The sequence below is a fragment of the Chryseobacterium sp. ZHDP1 genome, from assembly GCF_018603435.1.
GTDB lineage: Bacteria > Bacteroidota > Bacteroidia > Flavobacteriales > Weeksellaceae > Chryseobacterium > Chryseobacterium indicum.
The window spans coordinates 1,241,951-1,263,565 of sequence record NZ_CP075682.1 but is presented as its reverse complement, the minus strand read 5'-3'; the positions used below and the strand labels follow the sequence as shown (position 1 = coordinate 1,263,565).

At 35.1% G+C, this 21,615-nt stretch carries 25 protein-coding genes; 24 read left to right on the top strand and 1 reads right to left on the bottom strand.

Annotated elements, in window-relative coordinates; translation table 11 throughout:
* The first annotated feature begins 8 nt into the window (after positions 1-8).
* From KKI44_RS05700 to KKI44_RS05610, 20 genes are all read left to right on the top strand, one after another.
* Entirely contained in the window at positions 9-512 is a 504-nt protein-coding gene (locus tag KKI44_RS05700) for a GbsR/MarR family transcriptional regulator (protein WP_087706067.1), read from the top strand.
* Between the two features lie 118 nt (positions 513-630).
* Positions 631-1,011, top strand: coding sequence for a hypothetical protein (locus tag KKI44_RS05695; protein ID WP_214590237.1), 381 nt, complete (start codon positions 631-633; stop codon positions 1,009-1,011).
* A gap of 50 nt (positions 1,012-1,061) precedes the next feature.
* Positions 1,062-1,406 (top strand): hypothetical protein, encoded by a 345-nt coding sequence (locus KKI44_RS05690; RefSeq protein ID WP_214590236.1) that lies wholly within the window; start codon positions 1,062-1,064, stop codon positions 1,404-1,406.
* Positions 1,407-1,413: 7 nt separating this feature from the next.
* The gene (locus KKI44_RS05685) at positions 1,414-1,815 is read left to right on the top strand and encodes a hypothetical protein (RefSeq protein ID WP_076396570.1); all 402 of its coding nucleotides are present in this window, start codon (positions 1,414-1,416) and stop codon (positions 1,813-1,815) included.
* A 79-nt stretch (positions 1,816-1,894) separates the two neighbouring features.
* Positions 1,895-2,263 (top strand): hypothetical protein, encoded by a 369-nt coding sequence (locus KKI44_RS05680; protein ID WP_214590235.1) that lies wholly within the window; start codon positions 1,895-1,897, stop codon positions 2,261-2,263.
* A gap of 12 nt (positions 2,264-2,275) precedes the next feature.
* Entirely contained in the window at positions 2,276-2,692 is a 417-nt protein-coding gene (locus KKI44_RS05675) for a hypothetical protein (protein WP_214590234.1), read from the top strand.
* On the top strand, positions 2,689-3,501 hold the full coding sequence (locus KKI44_RS05670) for a DUF393 domain-containing protein (protein WP_214590233.1): 813 nt from the start codon (positions 2,689-2,691) through the stop codon (positions 3,499-3,501). Before KKI44_RS05675 ends, KKI44_RS05670 begins: the two co-directional genes overlap by 4 nt.
* Before the next feature lie 21 nt (positions 3,502-3,522).
* Positions 3,523-4,008, top strand: coding sequence for an SRPBCC family protein (locus tag KKI44_RS05665; protein WP_214590232.1), 486 nt, complete (start codon positions 3,523-3,525; stop codon positions 4,006-4,008).
* 107 nt (positions 4,009-4,115) lie between these two features.
* Positions 4,116-4,820, top strand: a complete 705-nt coding sequence (locus KKI44_RS05660) for a YqjF family protein (RefSeq protein WP_214590231.1) — start codon at positions 4,116-4,118, stop codon at positions 4,818-4,820.
* 138 nt (positions 4,821-4,958) lie between these two features.
* A complete protein-coding gene (locus tag KKI44_RS05655) occupies positions 4,959-5,546 on the top strand; it encodes a TetR/AcrR family transcriptional regulator (RefSeq protein ID WP_214590230.1) in 588 nt (195 codons plus the stop codon).
* 15 nt (positions 5,547-5,561) lie between these two features.
* Positions 5,562-5,849: a hypothetical protein gene (locus KKI44_RS05650; RefSeq protein WP_214590229.1), complete on the top strand. Its 288-nt coding sequence runs from the start codon at positions 5,562-5,564 to the stop codon at positions 5,847-5,849.
* Between the two features lie 3 nt (positions 5,850-5,852).
* Positions 5,853-7,169: a TolC family protein gene (locus tag KKI44_RS05645; RefSeq protein WP_214590228.1), complete on the top strand. Its 1,317-nt coding sequence runs from the start codon at positions 5,853-5,855 to the stop codon at positions 7,167-7,169.
* A 21-nt stretch (positions 7,170-7,190) separates the two neighbouring features.
* Entirely contained in the window at positions 7,191-8,327 is a 1,137-nt protein-coding gene (locus KKI44_RS05640; RefSeq protein WP_214590227.1) for an efflux RND transporter periplasmic adaptor subunit, read from the top strand.
* Between the two features lie 2 nt (positions 8,328-8,329).
* Positions 8,330-9,553, top strand: a complete 1,224-nt coding sequence (locus KKI44_RS05635; protein ID WP_214590226.1) for an ABC transporter permease — start codon at positions 8,330-8,332, stop codon at positions 9,551-9,553.
* A gap of 3 nt (positions 9,554-9,556) precedes the next feature.
* Positions 9,557-10,234, top strand: coding sequence for an ABC transporter ATP-binding protein (locus KKI44_RS05630; RefSeq protein WP_214591105.1), 678 nt, complete (start codon positions 9,557-9,559; stop codon positions 10,232-10,234).
* A 20-nt stretch (positions 10,235-10,254) separates the two neighbouring features.
* Complete coding sequence (locus KKI44_RS22825; protein WP_317195191.1) at positions 10,255-10,797, top strand: NAD-dependent epimerase/dehydratase family protein; 543 nt, start codon at positions 10,255-10,257, stop codon at positions 10,795-10,797.
* A 150-nt stretch (positions 10,798-10,947) separates the two neighbouring features.
* Positions 10,948-11,148 carry a DUF1731 domain-containing protein gene (locus tag KKI44_RS22820; protein WP_317195190.1) on the top strand — a complete coding sequence of 67 codons (201 nt, stop codon included), beginning with the start codon at positions 10,948-10,950 and terminating at the stop codon, positions 11,146-11,148.
* A 186-nt stretch (positions 11,149-11,334) separates the two neighbouring features.
* Positions 11,335-12,777: an alpha-L-fucosidase gene (locus KKI44_RS05620; protein ID WP_214590225.1), complete on the top strand. Its 1,443-nt coding sequence runs from the start codon at positions 11,335-11,337 to the stop codon at positions 12,775-12,777.
* 260 nt (positions 12,778-13,037) lie between these two features.
* Entirely contained in the window at positions 13,038-15,701 is a 2,664-nt protein-coding gene (locus KKI44_RS05615; RefSeq protein WP_214590224.1) for a beta-glucosidase, read from the top strand.
* 92 nt (positions 15,702-15,793) lie between these two features.
* Positions 15,794-16,054: a hypothetical protein gene (locus KKI44_RS05610; protein ID WP_214590223.1), complete on the top strand. Its 261-nt coding sequence runs from the start codon at positions 15,794-15,796 to the stop codon at positions 16,052-16,054.
* A gap of 60 nt (positions 16,055-16,114) precedes the next feature.
* Here KKI44_RS05610 and KKI44_RS05605 read toward each other — a convergent pair whose 3' ends face one another.
* The gene (locus KKI44_RS05605; RefSeq protein WP_214590222.1) at positions 16,115-16,987 is read right to left on the bottom strand and encodes a hypothetical protein; all 873 of its coding nucleotides are present in this window, start codon (positions 16,985-16,987) and stop codon (positions 16,115-16,117) included.
* Positions 16,988-17,269: 282 nt separating this feature from the next.
* On the opposite strand from KKI44_RS05605, the gene lpdA reads away from it, so the two are divergent.
* From lpdA to KKI44_RS05585, 4 genes are all read left to right on the top strand, one after another.
* Positions 17,270-18,658: a dihydrolipoyl dehydrogenase gene (gene lpdA / locus KKI44_RS05600; RefSeq protein ID WP_214590221.1), complete on the top strand. Its 1,389-nt coding sequence runs from the start codon at positions 17,270-17,272 to the stop codon at positions 18,656-18,658.
* Positions 18,659-19,362: 704 nt separating this feature from the next.
* Entirely contained in the window at positions 19,363-19,944 is a 582-nt protein-coding gene (locus KKI44_RS05595; protein WP_250902168.1) for a PH domain-containing protein, read from the top strand.
* Positions 19,945-19,998: 54 nt separating this feature from the next.
* The gene (locus tag KKI44_RS05590; RefSeq protein ID WP_087706088.1) at positions 19,999-20,589 is read left to right on the top strand and encodes a hypothetical protein; all 591 of its coding nucleotides are present in this window, start codon (positions 19,999-20,001) and stop codon (positions 20,587-20,589) included.
* Positions 20,590-20,795: 206 nt separating this feature from the next.
* Positions 20,796-21,602, top strand: coding sequence for a patatin-like phospholipase family protein (locus KKI44_RS05585; protein WP_214590220.1), 807 nt, complete (start codon positions 20,796-20,798; stop codon positions 21,600-21,602).
* Positions 21,603-21,615: the final 13 nt, after the last annotated feature.

Below are 21,615 nucleotides of genomic sequence, written 5' to 3'. Positions count from 1 at the left end.
AAAACAAAATGCAACTTTCAGAAGCTAAAGAAAAATACATTCAGACTTGGGGTACATTTGCCACCAATTGGGGCATTAACCGTACGATGGCACAGGTTCATGCTTTGCTTTTGGCAAGTGGTAAAGCGCTTTCTACCGATGAGGTGATGGAGCAGCTTGAAATTTCAAGAGGAAATGCCAATATGAATCTCCGTGCACTGATGGATTGGGGAATTGTAAGAAAAGAATTTGTAAAAGGCGACCGTAAAGAATATTTTGTAGCTGAAAAAGACGTCTGGTTTTTATTCAAGCAGATTACCAAAGAAAGAAGAAAGAGAGAGATTGAGCCTGTAATTTCGTTTCTGGAAGAACTAAAAAATATTGAAGATAAAGATTCTGACGAAGCGAAAGAGTTCATTAAATTAATGGATGATTTCAGCTCTGTAACAGGAAAAATCAACAATATCATGGATCTCGCGATAAAAAGTGACGATCATTGGCTGGTTGGAAAGATTACGAATTTACTGAAGTAATCGTTTGTTAGTCTGAACGAAACGAAAAGGATGAATATAAAAAGGAAAATTTTCCTTTTTTATTTCAGGTTAACTTTCAAAAATTATTGAAAATATAATAACAATAAAAACTCACAACATGAAACGTAAAATATTAATAGGAGAAGCAATAGTTCAGACAGTCATTAGCCTTGTATTCTTTTCGTATGCTATCGCTGATTATTTCGAAAAAACACCCGGAACAGAATTTTTTATTGCACTTTTTTATATTGGTATATCAAATCTGATAGGATTTTTATTGAGAGTTTCACTTAGCAAAAGCAAACTTCACCGGTACTATTTTTATGGTGTCTTGTTATTTTTCCAGTTATTATTTGTTGCGGTTTTATTATTCAACGATTCTAAAATTGAGTATGTTCTTTATTTCATGGGCATCGGAGGCGTACTTTTTAATATTTACTATCTGATCTATGGCTTCTACAATGTTAAAACTATGCAACAGAATAAAACGGAAAAATAATTTTTTTGAAATTAAATTTCAAAATTTATTGAAAATATAATATTTATAAAATGTTCAATATTGTTTCATATCTGCTTTTTCTTTCCGTCAGTTCCTACATAACCATTGATGTCGGAAGAAGATGCTACAACGCAGGAAAACATTACCTGAACTATCTTATTCACGATGCAGATTTGTGTTTAACGATCAACAGGATTCTTTTGGGATGTTATTATCTCATCAATCTCGGGTACATCGCATTAAATCTTACCCACTGGGAAAAAGTAGATTCTATGGAAAAAATGTTATCTGTGACAGCAATCAGAATCGGCTATATCACCTTGATTTTATGTGTGCTGCACTTTATTAACATTTTCGCACTATACTTTTTAAGAAAAAATTTAACCATAAAATAATAAAACTATGAATGCAACAGCTCTTACCACAACGTACAATTTTCAGGCATACATGATCTATCTGCCAATTGTAATCCTCCTTACTGTATTGGTTTCCCAGTTTCTGTTCAAAAATTCCAAAGCGTTTATGATCGATATTTTTCATCAGAAAGAAGACATTGCAATGGCAACCAACTCTTTATTTAAAATCGGTTTTTACCTCTTAAATCTCGGTTTCGCACTTTGTATCATTGAATTTTTTCAAATTGAAACCATTGAAAGGCTGGTTGTTGCTTTAAGCGAAAAAATCGGAGGATTTTCCATCTATCTCGGAGTGATGATGCTTCTGAACCTGCTTCTTTTCCTGAAAGGTCGTAAACACGCCATGAACAAAGATAAAATCATCAAAAATGAAAACACTGCTATTTAAAATCTGGATGTATTTCACCTTCAAAATCCAGAAAAAGAGAACTAGAGGAGATTTTTTGAACCTTTAAAATCCAATAACCATGAAAACTTCTATTAAAAACGACTTTTACATTCAACTTTCATTCCTTGTAATCGGACTTATTTTGGTATTCTTAGGAATTGTTGTTTTTGAAAATGCTACTGTTTTTCTTTTTTATTTCATAGTGGGAATACCTCAATTAATTAGTTTTATCAGCAGAGCCTTTCAGAAAACAAAGAAATCTTGGCTATATATTGTCTACGGAATTTTTATAATGCCTGTTTGGATTTCATGGCTGATTATTTTGGCTTTTAATAGCAATAATGATGTCACCAATTTTTTCGGATATATTTTAATCGCATCAGTGTTTTACAGTCCGGTACTGGCAATCCTCTACATTATAGATTGTTATAAAACTTGTGAATACTAAAAAAACAGAACTATGAAAACCATTCTTACATACGATCTCAGAATCCAGCAATCGCTAATCTTACTGTTTCTTGCAACAATTCTTGCAGCAATAATTACAAAACAGGAATTTTTAGGAGTAGTAATAATAGTTGAATTTTTCCTGATAGCCGTTGCACAATATTCTCTGAATATTATCAAGGCTTTCAGTAACAAATATATAAAGACAGATTCCAGAAAAGTATATGTTTTTATTTCAACCTATGTTGTAATCGGCTTTTTAATCCTGATTTTATCATCATTATTCAAGTTTGAAGACACTGAACAAAACCTGAAAAATATTTTTGAATTAATGGTAATGTCCTGGATATTTCTTTCACCCATTCTTATTATTCAGTCCTTAATGATCAGTTTTTTTGATGCTAAAAATAGTTTAAACGAACAACCATGAAAACCCTCAAAAACCACATCCTCATTTACGATAACGAATGTCCCATGTGCAACATCTATTCAAAAGGCTTCATTAAATGCGGAATGCTCGATGAAAACGGAAGAGAAGCCTTTACAGACCTGAGTTTCGAAAATAAAAACATCATTGATTTCAACCGCGCAAAAAACGAAATCGCTTTAGTCGATCACGAAAAAAACACAGTAATATATGGTTTAGAAAGTCTTTTGTTAATCATAGGAAATTCATTTCCAAAGCTTGAAAAAATTGCGAGGATTCAGCCTTTATTTTGGTTTTTCAAGAAGATGTATTCCTTCGTTTCTTATAACCGAAAACAGATCATCCCTTCGAAAAATGACGATACGGAAACAGCTTGTGTTCCGGATTTCAATCTAAAATACAGATTGGCTTACATCGCTTTTGTGGTCATTTTTTCAGGATATATTTTAAGCATATTTTCATCTAAATTGGGATTAAACCTCACTCAGAATTTTTGGAGAGAATTTGCAATCTGTTGCGGACAAATCGTTTGGCAGACTTTAATTTTAAAAACTTATTTAAAAGAGAAAATCTGGAATTACCTCGGAAATATGATGACGGTTTCTTTAATCGGAACTTTACTTCTGATTCCGGCTTTATTTCTTAATATCAATGCAAATGCATCAGTTATCTACTTCGGAATTGTGGTTTTTGTCATGTTTTCAGAACATCTCAGAAGAAGCAGAATTTTAAAATTAAACCTTCTTCCGACCATTTCATGGATTGTTTTCAGATTGACTGTTTTAGCCATCTTAATCTGGATGAATCTTTAAAAACTAAAAAATATTTTTAAAATGTCAACAATCTATTTAGATACCATCATCAAACCAGACATTCAGACCGTTTTTGATCTGGCAAGAGACATCGATCTTCATCAGGAATCAACTTTTAAAACAGGAGAAAAAGCAATCGCAGGACGAACTTCAGGACTCATTGAAGAAGGCGAAACGGTAACGTGGAGAGCAAAACATTTAGGATTCTGTCAAACCTTGACTATAAAAATTATCAGTATGAAAAGGCCTCATCATTTCACAGATATGATGTTGCAGGGTGCTTTCAAATCCATGAAACATCAGCATATTTTCAGGCAGGAAGGTAAAAACACAATCATGACAGACATCTTCGAATTTCATTCCCCTTTCGGGATCATCGGAAAAATTTTTGATGCTCTGTTTCTTAAAAATTACATGAAAAACTTTCTTTTAGAGAGAAACAAATTAATAAAAACTGTTGCAGAAAATAAGCAGAAGCGTGAGCGAAGCGAGCGTCGAAACGTTTAGTATTAGCGATGTCATGCTAAGCTGTAAGTTTATCCTGAGCTTGACTAAGGAAAGCATCTCAATATTTAAATCCATCAACTTTCAACTAACAACAATCAACCAAAGTCATGAACTTCCTAAAAGCCGAATGGCGAAAACTAGCCATCATCAATTACGAAATTAAACCCGAAATTCTACAGAAATATCTTCCAAAAGGTACAGAACTCGATTTTTACAAGGGAAAATGCTATGTAAGTGTAGTCGGGTTTATGTTTTTAAATACAAAATTACTCGGACTTCCGATTCCTTTTCACAGAAATTTCGAAGAAGTAAATTTAAGATTTTATGTAAAGAAAAAAGAAGGCAATGATTGGAAAAGAGGAGTTGTTTTCATCAAAGAAATTGTTCCTAAACCGGCTTTGAGTTTTGTGGCAAATTCGGTTTACAAAGAAAATTATAAAACAATGCCGATGAAAAATATCATTCATCAAAAAGATCAAGAACTGCTGATAAAATACTCTTGGAAAGATAAAGAATGGCATTCAATAGAGATCAGTGCAGAAAGTGAACCATTAAAAATGGAAAACAATTCTGAATTTGAGTTCATTACTGAACATTATTACGGTTTCACAAAAAAAGAAAATAAAACATCAGAATATCAAGTCTGCCATCCGAAATGGGATTATTATTTAATCAAAAACTATCAGTTAGAAATAGATTTTCAGAAAGTATACGGTAATGATTTTGAATGTTTAAATCATAGGAACCCAATTTCTGTAATGCTTGCAGAAGGTTCTGAAATTGAAGTAAAAACAAAAAAATATGTGATCTAAATGATTTATAAATTACAAATATCTTTCTTTTACGGCTAAAATCAGTTATATGATAAAAAACACAAAATCAGAATATTGTCCGAATAAAAATAAATGCTAAATTTGGAGAGTGAATATTCACTAACTTTAATAGAATGCATGAAATTAGATATTACAAACAGGCAGATTGAAATTATCAAAGCGTCGGGTAAAATCTTGATGGAGAAAGGAATTGTGGGTCTTACGACAAAAAATTTAGCTGCTGAAATCGGTTTCTCTGAAAGTGCTCTCTACAGACATTTTAAGGATAAAGAGTCAATAATTTCACTCTTAATTCAATATCTGGCAGAAAATATCAACGAAAGATTTACAAAGATTATGAGCTCAGATCTCAACGGAGAAGAAAAATATCTTGCTGTTTTCGGGAGCCAGTTTCAGTTCTTTAAAGATAATCCCCATTATATTGCGGTTATTCTTTCCGATGGATTGATGGATAGTTCGGAAGTGATAAAGCAAAGCATAAAAAATTTAATACAGAGAAATTCTAAATTCCTCATAGAACTCATTGAAAACGGAAAACAAAATCATTTCTTTACCCATAAAATTGATACCGAAGATATGGTTCATATCATGATGGGAACCTTCAGATTACAAATGCTGAAATGGAAAATGGCAGATTTCAGTTTTGATATTACCGAAAAAGGAATGAAAACCATGAAAGGCCTATTAACACTTATTAAAAACTAAAATAAAAAAAATACAATGAACCTGAAAAAATTACATGAAGACAGTTCCGGAGTACAGGCTAAAACAATCTTTTCTGCTTCCGAAGGTAAAGTTATTTCCTTGCAGATCCTGAAGAACAACAGGCTGAAAGAACATATCACAAAAGTTCCTGCAATGCTTCTATGTATATCCGGAGAAGCCGTTTATGAAGATGAAAACAACACCAAAATATCTCTGGTTTCCGGTGATTTTACAGAAATAAAACCAGATGTAAAACATTGGGTGGATGGTATCGAAAACTGTAATCTGCTTCTTATAAAATAACCTATGAAAAGGTCTCAGTTTTTATATACATCCTTTGTCTTCCTGATTTTTTTCAGCGTTATAAATGGACAGGAAAAAAGAGAATTCACCTCTTTTAAAGAAGTTCTGGAATATGCCAAAGCCACAAATCATCAGTTTAAAAATGCCGAATGGCAGACCCGATTAGCAGACTTAACAAGAAAAACCGCAAAATTAAATCTGCTGAATCCCAAAATTCCAGCATCTGCACAGGTACTGGATAATATTACCCAGCAGGTCAGCTTTTTACCGGGACAGATTTTCGGGCAGCCGCAGGGAACTTTTAAAGAAGTAACGATTGGTCAGCAATATGCATCTACTTTCAGCATTCAGCCACAATTTGATATCATTAATTTAGCAAATTACGCCCAGATTAAATCGGCAAAAACCAATCAGCTTCTGGTTGACAATCAGAACAAAATTAACGAACAGAATGTATATGACCAGATCAATATGGTATATTTTAACATTCTTTCCTTTAATGAGCAGAAAAAAATACTCGAAGAAAATATTATTATTGCCAAAGATATTCTCAGAATCATTCAGAACAAATTCACAGAAGGAATTGCAAGAAAACAGGAGGTAAATGAGGCTGAAACCAATTTGATTTCCTTGCAGGACAAGCTTCAGCAAATAGAGCTGAATACAGAAATTCAGGTTCAGACCTTCAATTTATTTCTTGAAAATACTATAAACGCGACACTTTCTGAAGATTTGTGGACTTACGAAAACAGCAATTCGCCTCTAACCACACAAAACAGTCTTTTGGCAGAAAATGCAAAACTACAATATGAATTATCCGAACAGGAATATAATGGATTAAAATTTCAGAATTATCCCGTCCTTAGTTTTATTTCATCTTTCAACTGGCAGAATCTGAGCAATGATTTTGCTTTCTCTAAGAATTCCGACTGGATCAATTTTAATTATATCGGGTTAAAATTATCCTACGATTTGCCTACGACCGTTACCAAGTATTCTAACCTGAAATCCAAGAAAATTCAACTGGAAATCGCGAAAAACAATCAGGAATTCAGCAAAAAAGAAAACGAAAACAAAAATAAGCAGATGATTCTGGAATATGAAAAAGCCCTTCTGCAAAACGAAAATTTCAGAAAAATTTACACTCTGAAGAAAGACACCTATGAAAAAAACTTCAATCAGTTTAAAGAAAATATCCTGCCTTTGGATAAATTGCTCATTTCACAGAATGATATGTTAACAAGCCGGCTTAATGTTGTTTATTCACTGGCAAATATTGGTTTTGCCAAAGCTAAAATAGAAATCAGCAATAGATTTTAAAGTTCACAAAAAGACAACCCAATGAATACAGAAAGAAATTATTCAGAATTATCCCATCAGAAATACAGGCTGAAAACATCAGTTTTAGCTCTTTTTTTTATACTTTTTTTATTTTCCTGCGCAAAAAAGGAAGAAGTAAAACCCGTTGTTCAGGATATAAAAGAGCTTGTCTTTGCATCGGGAGATTTAGAATGGGAAAACGCTTACAATCTTACCGCGCAATCCGATGGAATATTGTTGAATGCAGATTTTGAAGTAGGAGATAAAATTTCAAAAGGAAAAAATGTAGCGGATATTGATAACAGATCAAGCGAAGTGAATGCCGAAATCGCCAATGAACAACTGGCAATTTCCAATGAAAATCTTACCCCAAATTCACCTCAGATTCAGCAGTTAGAACAGAATATTCAGTTTGCCGAAAACAAATATACTCAGGATAAAATTCAGGCAGAACGTTACGAAAGACTCTACAAAAGCCAAAGCGTGGCAAAGGTAGAATATGAAAACATGCAGCTTACTGCAAAAAATTCCTTATCCAGCTTAAATGCGCTGAAAAAACAGAAATTACAGATATTGCAGCAGGCTGAAATTCAGAAAATTGCATCAAAAGGACAGGCGGAAAACAGCAGAATTGTCCGGGGTTTTAATCACATCACGGCAACTGTGAGCGGAACAGTAATTAAAAAGCTGAAGTCGAAAGGAGATTATGTGCGGAAAGGAGATATAATCGCCACGATTGCCGATGATCAGAAGGTGGAAGCCGTACTCAATGTAGACGAAAATAACATCGGGAAAATCAAAGTCGGGCAGACTGTTTACGTAAAACTAAATACAGACAAAAATAAAGTATACAACGGAAAAATATCCGAGATTCTATCCGCTTTTAACGAACAGACCCAGTCGTTTATCTGCAAAGTTACTTTTGATAATACATTGAATGCATCTTTATTCGGAACACAGCTTGAAGCCAATGTTTTGGTGGGAGAAAAGAAAAATGCACTACTCATCCCGAGAGAACTGATGGGATATGGAAATAAAGTAAACGTGAAAGGAAAAGAACAGCCGGTAATCATAAAATCAGGGATTGTTTCCACAGATTATGTAGAAGTACTTTCAGGAATTACGAAAGATGATGTTTTACTTCCTCTAAAACCATAAGTATGAACATCAATTCTCTTATTTCAAAAACCTATATCTTTTCCAATAAAAAGCTTACCGCAGTTGCCGTTTTGGGAGTGTTATTGGGAATGTCTGTCTATATTTTCATGAACTGTCTTCTGGTAGGTTTCGACAGGACTTCCAACGCCTCCGTTTTCCGAAACACTTCCCACATCAGAGTATACAAAGATGATGAAATAAGCAGGGTTTTACCCGAAAACAAGGCAGGAAACTTCATCATTATCAATCCGAAAGTAGTTCCCGATAACAATACGATCATCAACCCGAAATTAATTTTAGCAACCATTCTAAAGCAGAAAGAAGTAACCGTTGCTGCTCCACAGGTAAATGCGAGTGTTTTTTACAATAACGGAAAATCTCAGATTTCGGGTATTGCAGCGGGGATAAATCCCGATGAAGCCAACCTTATGTACGATATAAAATCGTTTATGGTAGAAGGAAAATATGATCTCTTAAAATCCAATCCCAACGGAATTATTATCGGAAGCGGAATTGCAGAAAAAATGAATGTTGAAGTAGGCGATAATATCAATTTAACATCTTCAAGAGGTGTTAACCGAACCTTTAAACTGATCGGGATTTTCAAAACCAACAATTCTGCGGTAGACAAAACAAAATCATACATTAATCTCGCTTCCTCACAGCAGTTACTAAAAGAAGGAAATTCCTACATAACCGATATTAATGTAAATGTTACCGATCCGGAGACTGCAGGAGATATGGCAAAAAAACTGACGCAGATTACAGGATATAAAGCCGAAGGATGGAAGGAAGCCAATCAGACATTAATGGCAGCTAATAAAATGCGGAAACTGATTATCTCATTCGTTTCACTTACCATTTTGTTGGTTGCAGGTTTTGGAATTTACAATATTCTGAACATGACGGTATCACAGAAAATTAATGACATAGCGATCTTAAAAGCGATTGGTTTCAAAGGTAAAGATGTGATCCGCATTTTTGTGATGCAGGCAATTTCTATAGGAATCATGGGAGTAATAGGAGGAATTATTTTAGCTACTGTTCTCATTACCATTTTAAAAAGAGTGTATCTTGGCGGCGATATTGGTTATTTTCCCATAGACTATGAACCCGTAAAATACATTCAGGGAATTGTAATTGGCTTGGGAATTACTTTTTTTGCGGGATATATTCCTGCTAAAAAAGCAGCAGGTATAGATCCGGTAGAAATATTTAGAAAATAAATGATGACCACAATTTTAAAAACAGAAAAGGTAAATAAATTTTTTCACGATCCTGTTGAATTTCAGGTACTCAAAAACATAGAATTTGAAGTACAAAAAGGGGAATTCCTTTCCATGATCGGGAAATCCGGAAGCGGGAAATCTACCCTGTTGTACATCCTTTCTACGATGGATACAGATTATAAAGGGAATCTTTATATTGATAATCAGCTTACAACAGGTCTCAACAAAGATAAGCTTGCAGAACTGCGGAACGAAAAAATAGGATTTGTTTTTCAGTTTCATTATTTACTCCCTGAATTTTCTTGCCTGAAAAATGTAATGATTCCTGCATTAAAACTTGGAAGATTAAACGAAAAAGAAATTGAACACAAAGCTTATGAGAAACTGGAAATGCTGGGGCTGAAAGATCAGGCTCTGAAGCCGGCAAGCAAACTTTCAGGAGGACAGCAGCAACGTGTTGCAATCGCCAGAGCACTCATCAATGATCCGTTGATTATCATGGGAGACGAACCGACAGGAAACCTCGACAGCAAGAATACAGACATTGTTTTTGATATTTTTCAGGAGCTTACCAAAACCTACGGTCAGACGATTATTGCAGTTACTCATGATGATGATTTTGCCCGCAAAAGTGACCGGATTATTGAGATGAAAGACGGAGAAATTATCAAAAAATAAATACGCACAATAGAATTCAGATGAAAATAATCATTGCTGCCGGAACAGGTTTTCTAGGCAAAAATCTCGAAAAATATTTTACCGAAAAAAGAAACGAAGTATATATTTTAACCCGAAACCCAAAACAGAAAAATGAATTGTATTGGGATGCCAAAACTTTGGGCGAATGGAAAAAAATACTCGAAAATTCTGATGTTCTGATCAATCTTGCCGGAAAATCCGTCGATTGCAGATATACGGAAAACAACAAAAAAGAAATTTACAATTCAAGAATTGAAAGCACTAAAGTTCTTCGGCAGGCAATTGACGAATGTATCCATAAACCCAAAATCTGGCTCAATTCCAGTTCCGCAACCATTTACGTTCATTCAGAAAAGCAATTAAACACAGAAGAAAATGGAATCATCGGTGACGATTTTTCCATGAACATCTGTAAAAGCTGGGAAAATGAATTTTTTAAATCAGAAACAGAAAATCTACGAAAAGTTGCGTTACGGACTTCCATCGTTTTAGGAAATAACGGCGGTGCTTTTCCAAAACTGAAAATGCTCACCAAATTCTGATTAGGCGGAAAACAGGGAAGAGGAAACCAAAACGTAAGCTGGATTCATATCGAAGATTTTTGCAGAGCAGTAGCGTTCATTATTGAACATGAAAATATTTCAGGAACTATCAATATTACAGCTCCAAATCCGTTATCCAACGAAGAATTCATGAAAAAATTAAGAAAACAAATGAAAATTCCATTTGGATTGAATGCTCCGGTTTGGCAACTGGAAATCGCATCAATATTCTTAAACACCGAAACCGAATTACTATTAAAAAGTCGGAATGTCTACCCTGAAAAATTAATCAAAAGTGGGTTTGAATTTACTTATTCAAATATTGAATCTGCATTTAACGATTTGGTTTAAAGTAAAAATAAAAATGAAAGGAATGAGAAACCAATGCAACAGAAAATATTTGATTTTCAAAAACTAATGTGTTCTTCTATAGAAAATGTGATAATAATCTTAAATTCTAATGTGTTTCTAATCTTTTATGCCTTTTGTAGTTAAAAATTTACGGTGAAATATTAAATTAGCAAAAACTAAACGTCAATGTTCATCAGACAAAAAGCAAAAGCCATAATCCTTTCATCATTTCTTACGTCATCCGCTTTTTTTTCTCAGGCTCACAATGTTTCTGAAGGCTATCAGAAACCTACCGATCCGCTTGTTGTTCAAAATCTGGAAAACTGGCAGGATTTAAAATTCGGACTCTTCATGCATTGGGGAACCTACAGTCAATGGGGAATTGTCGAAAGCTGGAGCCTTTGTCCCGAAGACGAATCATGGACACAAAGAAAACCCGAACACGGAAAATCGTACTATGAATACGTAAAAAACTATGAAAATCTTCAGACTACTTTCAATCCGGTTCAGTTCGATCCACAGAAATGGGCAGAAGCAGCGAAAAAAGCAGGAATGAAATATGTGGTTTTTACCACAAAACACCACGACGGTTTTGCAATGTTTAATACCCAACAGTCTGATTACAAAATTACTTCTTCCAAAACGCCTTTTTCCAAAAATCCGAAAGCAGACGTAACAAAAGAAATTTTCAATACATTCCGAAATAGCGGGTTTAAAATCGGAGCTTACTTTTCAAAACCCGATTGGCATTCCGACGATTACTGGTGGTCGTATTTTCCGCCAAAAGACCGAAATGTAAACTACGATCCTAAAAAATATCCGGAAAAATGGAACAGTTTTAAAAACTTTACCTTTAACCAACTCAACGAAATCACCTCCAATTACGGCAAAATTGACATTCTTTGGTTAGACGGAGGCTGGGTTCGTCCCTTTAATACCATCGATCCTAATGTAGAATGGCAGAGAACCATCAAAGTTGAACAGGACATCGATATGGATAAAATCGGAACAATGGCGCGTAAAAACCAACCCGGAATCATTGTCGTAGACCGTACCGTTCCCGGAAAATGGGAAAATTACGTAACACCGGAACAGGCGGTTCCCGAAAAACCACTTTCCATTCCCTGGGAAAGCTGCATCACAATGGGGGATTCCTTTTCCTATGTTCCCAATGACAATTATAAATCCTCTCAGAAAATTATCGAAACGTTAATTAAAATCATCTCAAGAGGCGGAAATTACCTCATGAATATTGCTCCCGGACCCAATGGAGACTACGATTCCATTGTTTACGAAAGACTGAAAGAAATTTCAAGTTGGATGGATAAAAATCAGTTGGCTGTTTTTGCAACAAGAAGTATTGCCCCTTATCATGACGGAAATTTTTACTACACCAAAAGCAAAGACGGAAAAACAGTGAATATTTTTCATCTGGATGAAAAAGTAAATTATCTCGCTCCTTCTACGTTAAATTTTGCAATTCCGGAAAATTTTAAACTAAAATCATTGAAAATTTTAGGTTTATCCCATAAAATTCAGTGGAAACAATCTGGAAATTCAATTGAAATCAATTTACCCAAAGAAAGAAATCAATTAAAATATTCAACCGTAATCCAGATTACACGATAGTTCAGATTGAGGACTGCTATATATCAAAAAACGACCTAGGAAATCGAAGCGTTAAGAAAATAAAGTCTGTGAACGTTAAGAAAATTCTACTGTTTGAGCGCGACACAATTATTGAACTGAAAAACCAACATTGAATTCGCGCGGGTTTTAGAATTTTTAGAGAGCAGATTTTTTTTTTAGCGGAGAGTTCCATGTCTTGATTTTTTGTTTCTTTTTTCATCAAGGAAAAAAGAAAATATTTAAAACAAAATTATTTTGCGATGTCTTTAAAACTTCGATTTAAAATTATAGGAATTTCATTGTTGAGCACGGTATTCATCTCAGCTCAAAAAACACTTTACAAAGACCCCAAACAGCCTGTTGAAGCCAGAGTTCAGGATTTATTGAAACGCATGACGCCCGAAGAAAAATTCTGGCAGTGCTTTATGATTCCCGGAGATCTAGATAACGTTCCGAAAGGTCAGTATTCATACGGAATTTTCGGTTTGCAGGTGAGCGCAGGAAATCAGGGAGGCGGAGTTGCAGGACAAATGCTGAAATACAACGCCAATGAAGATGCAGAAAGACTCGCAAAAAAAATCAACGCCATTCAGAAATATTTTGTGGAAGAATCAAGATTGGGAATTCCGATTATTCCTTTTGATGAGGCTTTGCATGGATTAATGCGTGAAGGTGCAACTGCTTTTCCACAGGCAATTGGTTTATCCGCAACTTTCAATCCTGAATTGATGAAACAAGTTTCAAGGGCTATTGCAAAAGAATCTAAACTGAGAGGAATCCGTCAGATTTTAACGCCGGTTGTCAATTTAGCAAGCGATGTACGATGGGGGAGAACGGAAGAAACATACGGGGAAGATCCGTTTCTGACTTCCGTAATGGGGGTAAATTTCGTCAGTTCTTTTGAAAATCAGGGAATTATTACCACTCCGAAACACTTTTTAGCCAACGTTGGAGAAGGCGGAAGAGATTCTTATCCGATTCACTGGAGCAGAAGATATTTGGAGGAAACCCATTTGATTCCTTTTCAGAAAGCTTTCCAACAGGGAAAAAGCCGTTCGGTAATGACTTCCTACAATTTGCTTGACGGAAGACCTTCAACGGCAAATCATTGGCTGTTAACAGAGAAATTAAAAAAAGACTGGAATTTTAAAGGATTTGTCATCAGCGATGCAAGTGCAGTCGGAGGAGCCAATGTGTTACATTTTACGGCAAAAGATTACGATGATGCCTCTGCACAGGCAATCAATGCGGGGCTTGATGTGATTTTTCAGACAGAATATCAACATTACAAACTTTTTATTCCTCCGTTTTTGGATGGAAGAATTTCTCAGGAAAGAATTGATGATGCAGTCGCGAGAGTTTTGAGGGCAAAATTTGAACTCGGTTTGTTTGAAAATCCTTACGTTTCCAACAAAGACATTGCAGAATTAAAAAAAATCAATCACAAAACATTGGCGGAAAAAGCTGCGGCAGAATCTTTTGTGTTGCTTCAGAATAATAATCATACTCTTCCGATTTCAGAAAAATATAAAAAGATTTTAGTTGTCGGAACAGATGCTGTTGATGCAAGATTGGGTGGTTATTCGGGGCCGGGAAATAAAAAGGTCAGCATTTTGGACGGCATTAAAAATTTTGCCAAAAATAAAAATATCGAAATCGCTTATTCAAAGGGAATCGACTGGAATGTAAAGGATTTTATGACCGTTCCTGCTGAAGTTTTGTCTTCTGAAAATCAAAAAGGGTTGAAGGGAAGTTATTTTTCAAATTCTGAATTAAATGGAGATCCCGCTTTTGAAAAACAGGACGAACAACTGAATTTCAAGTGGACTTTGTATTCGCCTAATCCTGAAAAATTGCAGCCAGATAACTACAGTGTTCGCTGGAAAGGAAAACTGGAAGCTCCAAAATCGGGAAAATATCAGTTAGGTTTAAGAGGAAATGATGGTTTCAGATTGATTTTAAACGGTTCATTGTTAATTGACCATTGGGAAAAGCTGAGCTATTCAACAAAAACGGTTGAGGTAGAATTTAATAAAGGTCAGAAATATGATATTGTGGTTGAATTTCACGAAAACAGGGGAGAAGCGAACATTGAACTGATCTGGAACTATGGCTTATATGACTATCAAAAAGATTTTAATGATGCTTTGAAACAGGCTCAGAATGCAGATTACATTATCGTGACAGCCGGAATTCATGAAGGGGAATTTCAGGACCGCTCTTCGTTGAGTCTTTCTGGAAATCAGGAAAAATTCATCCATGAATTATCAAAATTAAATAAACCGACAACGGTTGTTTTGATTGGTGGTTCTGCCATAAAAACAATAGGTTGGAAAGAGAAAGTCGGAGCGATTCTGGATGTCTGGTATCCCGGAGAAGAAGGCGGAAACGCAGTGGCAAAAGTGCTTTTCGGAGAAGAAAATCCTTCAGGAAAACTGCCGATAACATTCCCTGTTGAGGAAGGGCAGCTGCCTTTAACCTACAATCATCATCCTACAGGACGCGGAAACGACTATTATGATCTGAGTGGCGAACCTTTATATCCTTTCGGTTTCGGATTAAGCTATACCACTTTTGAAATCTCAGATTTACAATTAAATAAAACAAAATATTCTAAAAATGATGTCATTACAGCAAAAGTAACCGTTAAAAATACAGGTTCAAAAGCAGGAAGTGAAGTGGTTCAGCTCTACGTAAAAGATCTGCTGGCTTCGGTTTCAAGACCGATTATTGAACTGAAAGGATTTCAGAAAGTATATCTGAAACCCGGAGAATCCAAACAGATTTCAATTACAGTTCCGGCGAAAGAATTACAGTTTTTAGATGAAAAAATGAACTGGATTGTCGAAAAAGGAACATACAGAATCTTTGTCGGAAACTCTTCCAAAAATCTTCCTTTGAAACACAATATTGAAGTTGAGTAGTTCGGCGTAAAAAAATTATGGTATGATATATGTAATATTTCCTCCGAACGCGAATGAATTCATCACGAATTCATTCAAAAAAGTAAAATGTTATGAAAAATTTATTTATATCAGCCGTTTTATTAGTAGGATTATCAATGAATACTTACGGACAAAAACGTCCGCCGGCACCTCCTCATCCTTCAAAAAGTGAACTGATCAGCATCAAGTCGAAAGAACTTGACAGAAGATACAACGCAGAGAAAAAAGCAATTTTAAATCATCCGCTTGCTACTAAAAGAATGAAGCAGGATCAGTTAAGAGCTTTGAACGAAAAATATCAGAGTCAGAAGAGATTACTGAGAAAAATGTAATTTCCAGGCAAAATAAAATAGGCTATCCCAAAAAGACAGCCTATTTTTTATGAATTCATGCTAATAAACTTTTCTTGAAAGCAAGAGATTTAAAAGGAATGTTCCCGTCCAGTTACTGTTATTGGTAAAGTTATTCCCTACAAAGTCTACACGGGCTACGGAAACAGTCAGTCTTGTTCTGCCCGCTGTTCCGTTATTGGCAAGATTTACGAAAGAAGCAATAAACACATCCGGAAAACTTGAGTTATTTCCGGCTGTAAGAATAGGATTCATATTAGTGATGTTAAAAGGAGTTCCCTGATATTCATACACTATGGTCATTCTGCTGGCATTTGAATATCCTGATCCAACAATATATGAAGTTGATGCTTTGCTGATAACCCACCATACATCAGTTCCTGTTCCTGTATCATATCCTGTATTAGAATGTCCCGTCCAGTCAGCTACTCCGGCATGTGGAGGAATGGATAGCTGAGCTCCGTAAATTTCAACATTGCTGGGTCTTGGGAGAGTGGCATAGGAAATATCCCATGTTCCGCCCGTGGTATTGTTGTTGTTTACAACTTCGGCATAGGCTCCTGTAGGAATCGTAAGAGTAGATACTGCGGTATTGTCAACCCTTAGTGTATTGCCACCTGAAGCCTGCAGCGTGATATTAAAAGCAGAGACGTTTTTAATTTTATAAACTCTTCCTGCATAACTTGACGATCCTGATCCGATATTCGGAAGCGTAAAGGTAGAATTTGCAGTTCCGTTATAGGTCACATAACAATCGTTGTCCGCAAGTGTATACGTGGCAGCCGTTACTTGTCTGTAATTGGCACTTAAGGATCCGTTAACATCTAGGGTACTTGTTGGTAGGTTTTTGTTGATTCCTACTTGTGCATTGAGGGATAATGCCGAAAATACAATTATCGATAATAATTTTTTCATAAATGTCGTTTTTGTTGTGTTATTGATGATAAAATTAAAAAAAAACAAAATAAAAACAATATTGGCGTGTCAATTTTTTAATAGTTTGTTTGTATTTTTGTTATTTATACAATCTTAAAAGGTTATATGTGGATATTTTAAAATTATTTGTAAATTTTATTAAAAATTTCACTTTTTTGGGATTATTTTGTTTATCATATCAAAATCCTGTAGTCCATCAATTTTGTTACAATGCAATACATCCGATATTTTTCCTTAAATTCGCATAAAAATTTTAAACTAATGAATTACGATATTATTGTCATCGGAAGTGGTCCTGGCGGATACGTTACAGCAATCAGAGCGGCACAATTAGGTTTCAAAACAGCAATCATTGAAAAAGAAAATTTAGGAGGAATCTGCCTTAACTGGGGATGTATTCCTACGAAAGCTTTATTGAAATCGGCTCAGGTTTTTCATTATATCAACCATGCTGAAGATTATGGTTTGAATAAAGTGGAAGCAAGTTTTGAGTTTCCAAACGTAATTCAGAGAAGCCGTGGCGTTGCATCGAAAATGAGCAAAGGGATTGAATTCCTGATGAAGAAAAATAAAATCGACGTTATCCTTGGAACTGCAAAAGTACAGAAAGGTAAAAAAGTTTCTGTTACAGATAAAGAAGGAAAAGTAACTGAGTATACAGGAACCCACATCATTATCGCAACAGGAGCACGTTCAAGAGAATTACCGAACTTACCACAGGACGGTAAAAAAGTAATCGGATACAGACAGGCATTGTCTCTTCCTGAGCAGCCAAAATCTATGATCGTTGTAGGCTCCGGAGCAATCGGGGTAGAATTTGCCGATTTCTATAACACGATGGGGACAAAAGTAACCGTTGTAGAATTTATGCCAAACATCGTCCCTGTAGAAGACGAAGAAATTTCTAAACATTTAGAAAAATCTCTGAAAAAATCAGGAATTGATATTATGACCAATGCTTCAGTAGAAAGCGTTGATACAAGCGGAGAAGGCGTAAAAGCTACCGTAAAAACAGCAAAAGGAAACATCGTTCTTGAAGCTGATATCTTATTATCTGCTGTAGGAATTGCTGCAAACATCGAGAACATCGGTCTTGAAGAAGTGGGAATCCAGACAGATAAAGGAAGAGTTTTGGTAAACGAATGGTACGAAACTTCAGTTCCGGGTTATTATGCAATCGGAGACATCATTCCTACTCAGGCTTTGGCGCACGTTGCTTCAGCGGAAGGAATTACCTGCGTTGAAAAAATCAAAGGAATGCACGTTGAAAAAATCGACTATGGCAATATTCCGGGATGTACATACTGTCACCCTGAAGTAGCTTCAGTAGGTCTTACAGAAAAGCAGGCGAAAGAAAAAGGATACGAAATTAAAGTAGGTAAATTCCCTCTTTCTGCAAGTGGAAAAGCAACGGCAAACGGAAATACGGATGGTTTCATCAAAGTTATTTTCGATGCAAAATACGGAGAATGGTTAGGATGCCACATGATCGGAGAAGGGGTTACAGACATGGTTGCAGAAGCGGTTGTTGCCAGAAAACTGGAAACTACAGGTCATGAAATCATCAAATCTATTCACCCGCACCCTACAGTTTCTGAAGCCATTATGGAAGCTGCAGCGGCTGCTTATGGTGAAGTAATCCACATTTAATTTTTCACTTTGTCAAAGTTGAAAATCTTTGACAAAGTTTAACAATATCAAAACCACAGATAAGGAGTCTGTGGTTTTTCTTTTTGAAAAAAGCCCGTTTCAATCTGACATTAAAATTTTTATATTCTTAAACGCAAAGTTTTAATTCAGCTTTACACATTATTCTTAGAAAGCAACGGTAATAAAATTTGCTTCATGAAGCCTGAAAATAGTGCTTCATCAAATCAACTTGTTGATTTTCTTTGTTCACTTAAATAATTAACCTCAGTTCGGGATAAGAAATAAATTTAAATAATTGATTTATAGTATTATATTAATTTATCGCAAAGAAAAACAAAAGATTTTTCTACTTATTGAAAGTTTGCAAGCTAAACAAAGGCACTTCGTTTATTTAAAAAATGCAAAAATGGTATTACTTTGATCAATTTTACGCCTTTGTATATCTTAAAAGCTGAATTCCTGATAATTGAATCTTTTTGTTTTACCTTGCGTTCAAAAAGACTTATCCGAACTCAGGTAATTAAATCTTTAAATAAAAACTTTGCGTCAAAAAATGAATGAAATTTTTCAATATTTAATCAAATTTAAACACTCTTTAAGATGATTTTTTTTGATTTCATCTCAGTTATTTTCTTATTTTAGTCAGTCAATAAATACAAATATAACAAACTATGTTTAAAAAATTAGCTGCGGAAGCTTTATGATTGGGTGATATCGGTAAAATCATTCCTTCTCAGGATTATGATAAAGTAGACTCAGACGATTATATCCTTTCCGAAGATAACGAGAAAATTTTCTTTTTAATTAAATCAAAAAGAGACGAATACTGCTTTACGAACAGAGCTTTGATCCACATCGACGGAGCCAGTGCGTTAGACAAAAAAAGAGTCTTGAAGAGATATGAATATTACCAGTTTCCTTTCTCTAATATTGCTTTGCAGACGGCAGGAACCATCGATCTTGATGTAGAAATTTCTTTCAATATCGGGAATGTTCCAATGATGATAAGCGTTGCAAAAGGTCAGATCGATCAGTTGAAAGATTTATATAAAGCACTTTTGGCGATTCAGCAGGAAGTTCACCACAATCATTCTTTGCTGAATTTTTCTAACGACAGCATCCAGAAGGCGATCACTACAGTAGCTTCCGGAAAGCAGGAAAATGTTTCGAAAAGTCAGGAATTAAGAGCCATCAACGAATATATTTTTGCATGGAATACCAACAGTTTTGATAAATATAATCAGAAAGATTTTTCAAGAATTTTTGAAAAATATATTAATAATTAAAATAAATTTAGATAATATGCCCGGAAATTTGCCGGGCTTTTTAAACCACCATTCATGAAAAAAATCATTTTTTTGCTGCTTTTTGTATGCTTTAGCTTTTCATTTTCTCAGAACAAAGACGATAAAAGATATTTTCCTGTGGAGTACATTCTGAAAACATCCAGTGATACCATCAAAACGAAGATCAGAAATGTAGGTAAATTTTCCAATACAAAATATTATGTAGCCACTGTGTTACTTAAGATGAAAATGAGGGATTCTTCCGGGGCTGAAACGTGGGTGGAACCAAAAGATGTGGAATACATTAAGATTACCGATGAAAATAATACCATTCATGAATATTATGCTTCTGCCGGGAAAATGGTTTTTGACAATGGTTTTGTAGAAATTTTGTACGAAGGCAAAAATATGAACTGGTACAGATTTTTTCCTCACGGCGGCTTAAAATTTGTTGGAACTGACTTCTTAATAGACGGCAGAAACCGAAAAATCATCAATGAATCCGGATTTTTCAATCCCAGTCTTAAAAACAGTTTGAAAGTAAGATTTGCAGCTTATCCGGATCTTCTTGCTATGATAGATTCCTGGAAAACAGATGATGATCTTCTGAAGATTCTTCAGTTGTATGATAAAAAAGTGGGTTGAACTATTTCTTATTGAAGAAAACCTCTTTTAAAAAAGCTTTAGATTAAATACTTAATAACAAAAATCACTATAATTTTTCTGCCTAAATAAGAATATACCATCAATATTCATTTAAGCACAATTTTATTTGTGTTAAAATAATCCCAAATCACGGTATTTAGAAAATTTAATCTGTTTTTCTCGACTTGTTTTCTTAATTTTATTCAATGGATTTTGGGAAAGTTGGGCTTGTTTTATCGGGTGGCGGTACAAAAGGGATCGCACATGCCGGAGTTTTAAAATTCTTAGCAGAAAAAAATATTGATATTGATGTTCTGTCATGCTGCAGTGCAGGTTCAATTGTGGGCTGTCTTCATGCGGTAGGCAAAACACCCGAAGAAATTCTGGAATTTTTCAATTCGGTTTACTTTTTCAACTGGAAGCATTTTGCATTCAACCAACCCGGATTGGTTTCTTCCGTTATTTTCAGAAATTATCTCAATCCTATTTTCGGCGAAATGAAACTGGGCGATTTAGATAAAGACGTAAGAATTGTGGCAACAGAATTGGTAAGAGGAACCGAAAAAATCTTTGAAAAAAGTTTTAAAATCGTTGATGCCATTATTGCTTCATGCTCCATTCCCGGAGTGACGACTCCGTACATTATCGATGAAGAAATGTACTGCGACGGAGGCGTGCTGAATAATTTTCCCGCCGACATCATCAGAGACGATTGCGATAAGCTGATCGGAGTCTTCGTTTCTCCCCCACAAGACGTCAAAATCAATGATTTAAAATCGATTAAAGCCATTGTTTCCCGCTCGTACGATCTGCTTTCTTACCGCATCGAAAGAATTAAATTCGATCACTGCGACTGGTTTATCTCATCGCAGGAACTTTCCATCTACGGAACATTCGAAAGAAGAAAAGACCGTCTCGAACAGATTTTTAACATTGGCTACAACGCTGCAAAAGAAAGCTTTAACGAAAGCCGTTTTTACGCTAATCTGGAAAACGAGAAAAGAATTGTTTAAACCAATTTTAGAA

Coding starts and splice junctions, on each gene's coding strand:
- lpdA (WP_214590221.1), top strand. CDS start 17,270: ATGAATTACGATATTATTGTCATCGGAAGTGGTCCTGGCGGATACGTT.
- KKI44_RS05645 (WP_214590228.1), top strand. CDS start 5,853: ATGAAAAGGTCTCAGTTTTTATATACATCCTTTGTCTTCCTGATTTTT.
- KKI44_RS05695 (WP_214590237.1), top strand. CDS start 631: ATGAAACGTAAAATATTAATAGGAGAAGCAATAGTTCAGACAGTCATT.
- KKI44_RS05660 (WP_214590231.1), top strand. CDS start 4,116: ATGAACTTCCTAAAAGCCGAATGGCGAAAACTAGCCATCATCAATTAC.
- KKI44_RS05630 (WP_214591105.1), top strand. CDS start 9,557: ATGACCACAATTTTAAAAACAGAAAAGGTAAATAAATTTTTTCACGAT.
- KKI44_RS05665 (WP_214590232.1), top strand. CDS start 3,523: ATGTCAACAATCTATTTAGATACCATCATCAAACCAGACATTCAGACC.
- KKI44_RS05690 (WP_214590236.1), top strand. CDS start 1,062: ATGTTCAATATTGTTTCATATCTGCTTTTTCTTTCCGTCAGTTCCTAC.
- KKI44_RS05590 (WP_087706088.1), top strand. CDS start 19,999: ATGAAAAAAATCATTTTTTTGCTGCTTTTTGTATGCTTTAGCTTTTCA.
- KKI44_RS05585 (WP_214590220.1), top strand. CDS start 20,796: ATGGATTTTGGGAAAGTTGGGCTTGTTTTATCGGGTGGCGGTACAAAA.
- KKI44_RS22820 (WP_317195190.1), top strand. CDS start 10,948: ATGAAAAAATTAAGAAAACAAATGAAAATTCCATTTGGATTGAATGCT.
- KKI44_RS05685 (WP_076396570.1), top strand. CDS start 1,414: ATGAATGCAACAGCTCTTACCACAACGTACAATTTTCAGGCATACATG.
- KKI44_RS05650 (WP_214590229.1), top strand. CDS start 5,562: ATGAACCTGAAAAAATTACATGAAGACAGTTCCGGAGTACAGGCTAAA.
- KKI44_RS05605 (WP_214590222.1), bottom strand. CDS start 16,987: ATGAAAAAATTATTATCGATAATTGTATTTTCGGCATTATCCCTCAAT.
- KKI44_RS05640 (WP_214590227.1), top strand. CDS start 7,191: ATGAATACAGAAAGAAATTATTCAGAATTATCCCATCAGAAATACAGG.
- KKI44_RS05700 (WP_087706067.1), top strand. CDS start 9: ATGCAACTTTCAGAAGCTAAAGAAAAATACATTCAGACTTGGGGTACA.
- KKI44_RS05635 (WP_214590226.1), top strand. CDS start 8,330: ATGAACATCAATTCTCTTATTTCAAAAACCTATATCTTTTCCAATAAA.
- KKI44_RS05675 (WP_214590234.1), top strand. CDS start 2,276: ATGAAAACCATTCTTACATACGATCTCAGAATCCAGCAATCGCTAATC.
- KKI44_RS05670 (WP_214590233.1), top strand. CDS start 2,689: ATGAAAACCCTCAAAAACCACATCCTCATTTACGATAACGAATGTCCC.
- KKI44_RS05680 (WP_214590235.1), top strand. CDS start 1,895: ATGAAAACTTCTATTAAAAACGACTTTTACATTCAACTTTCATTCCTT.
- KKI44_RS05615 (WP_214590224.1), top strand. CDS start 13,038: ATGTCTTTAAAACTTCGATTTAAAATTATAGGAATTTCATTGTTGAGC.
- KKI44_RS05620 (WP_214590225.1), top strand. CDS start 11,335: ATGTTCATCAGACAAAAAGCAAAAGCCATAATCCTTTCATCATTTCTT.
- KKI44_RS05655 (WP_214590230.1), top strand. CDS start 4,959: ATGAAATTAGATATTACAAACAGGCAGATTGAAATTATCAAAGCGTCG.
- KKI44_RS22825 (WP_317195191.1), top strand. CDS start 10,255: ATGAAAATAATCATTGCTGCCGGAACAGGTTTTCTAGGCAAAAATCTC.
- KKI44_RS05610 (WP_214590223.1), top strand. CDS start 15,794: ATGAAAAATTTATTTATATCAGCCGTTTTATTAGTAGGATTATCAATG.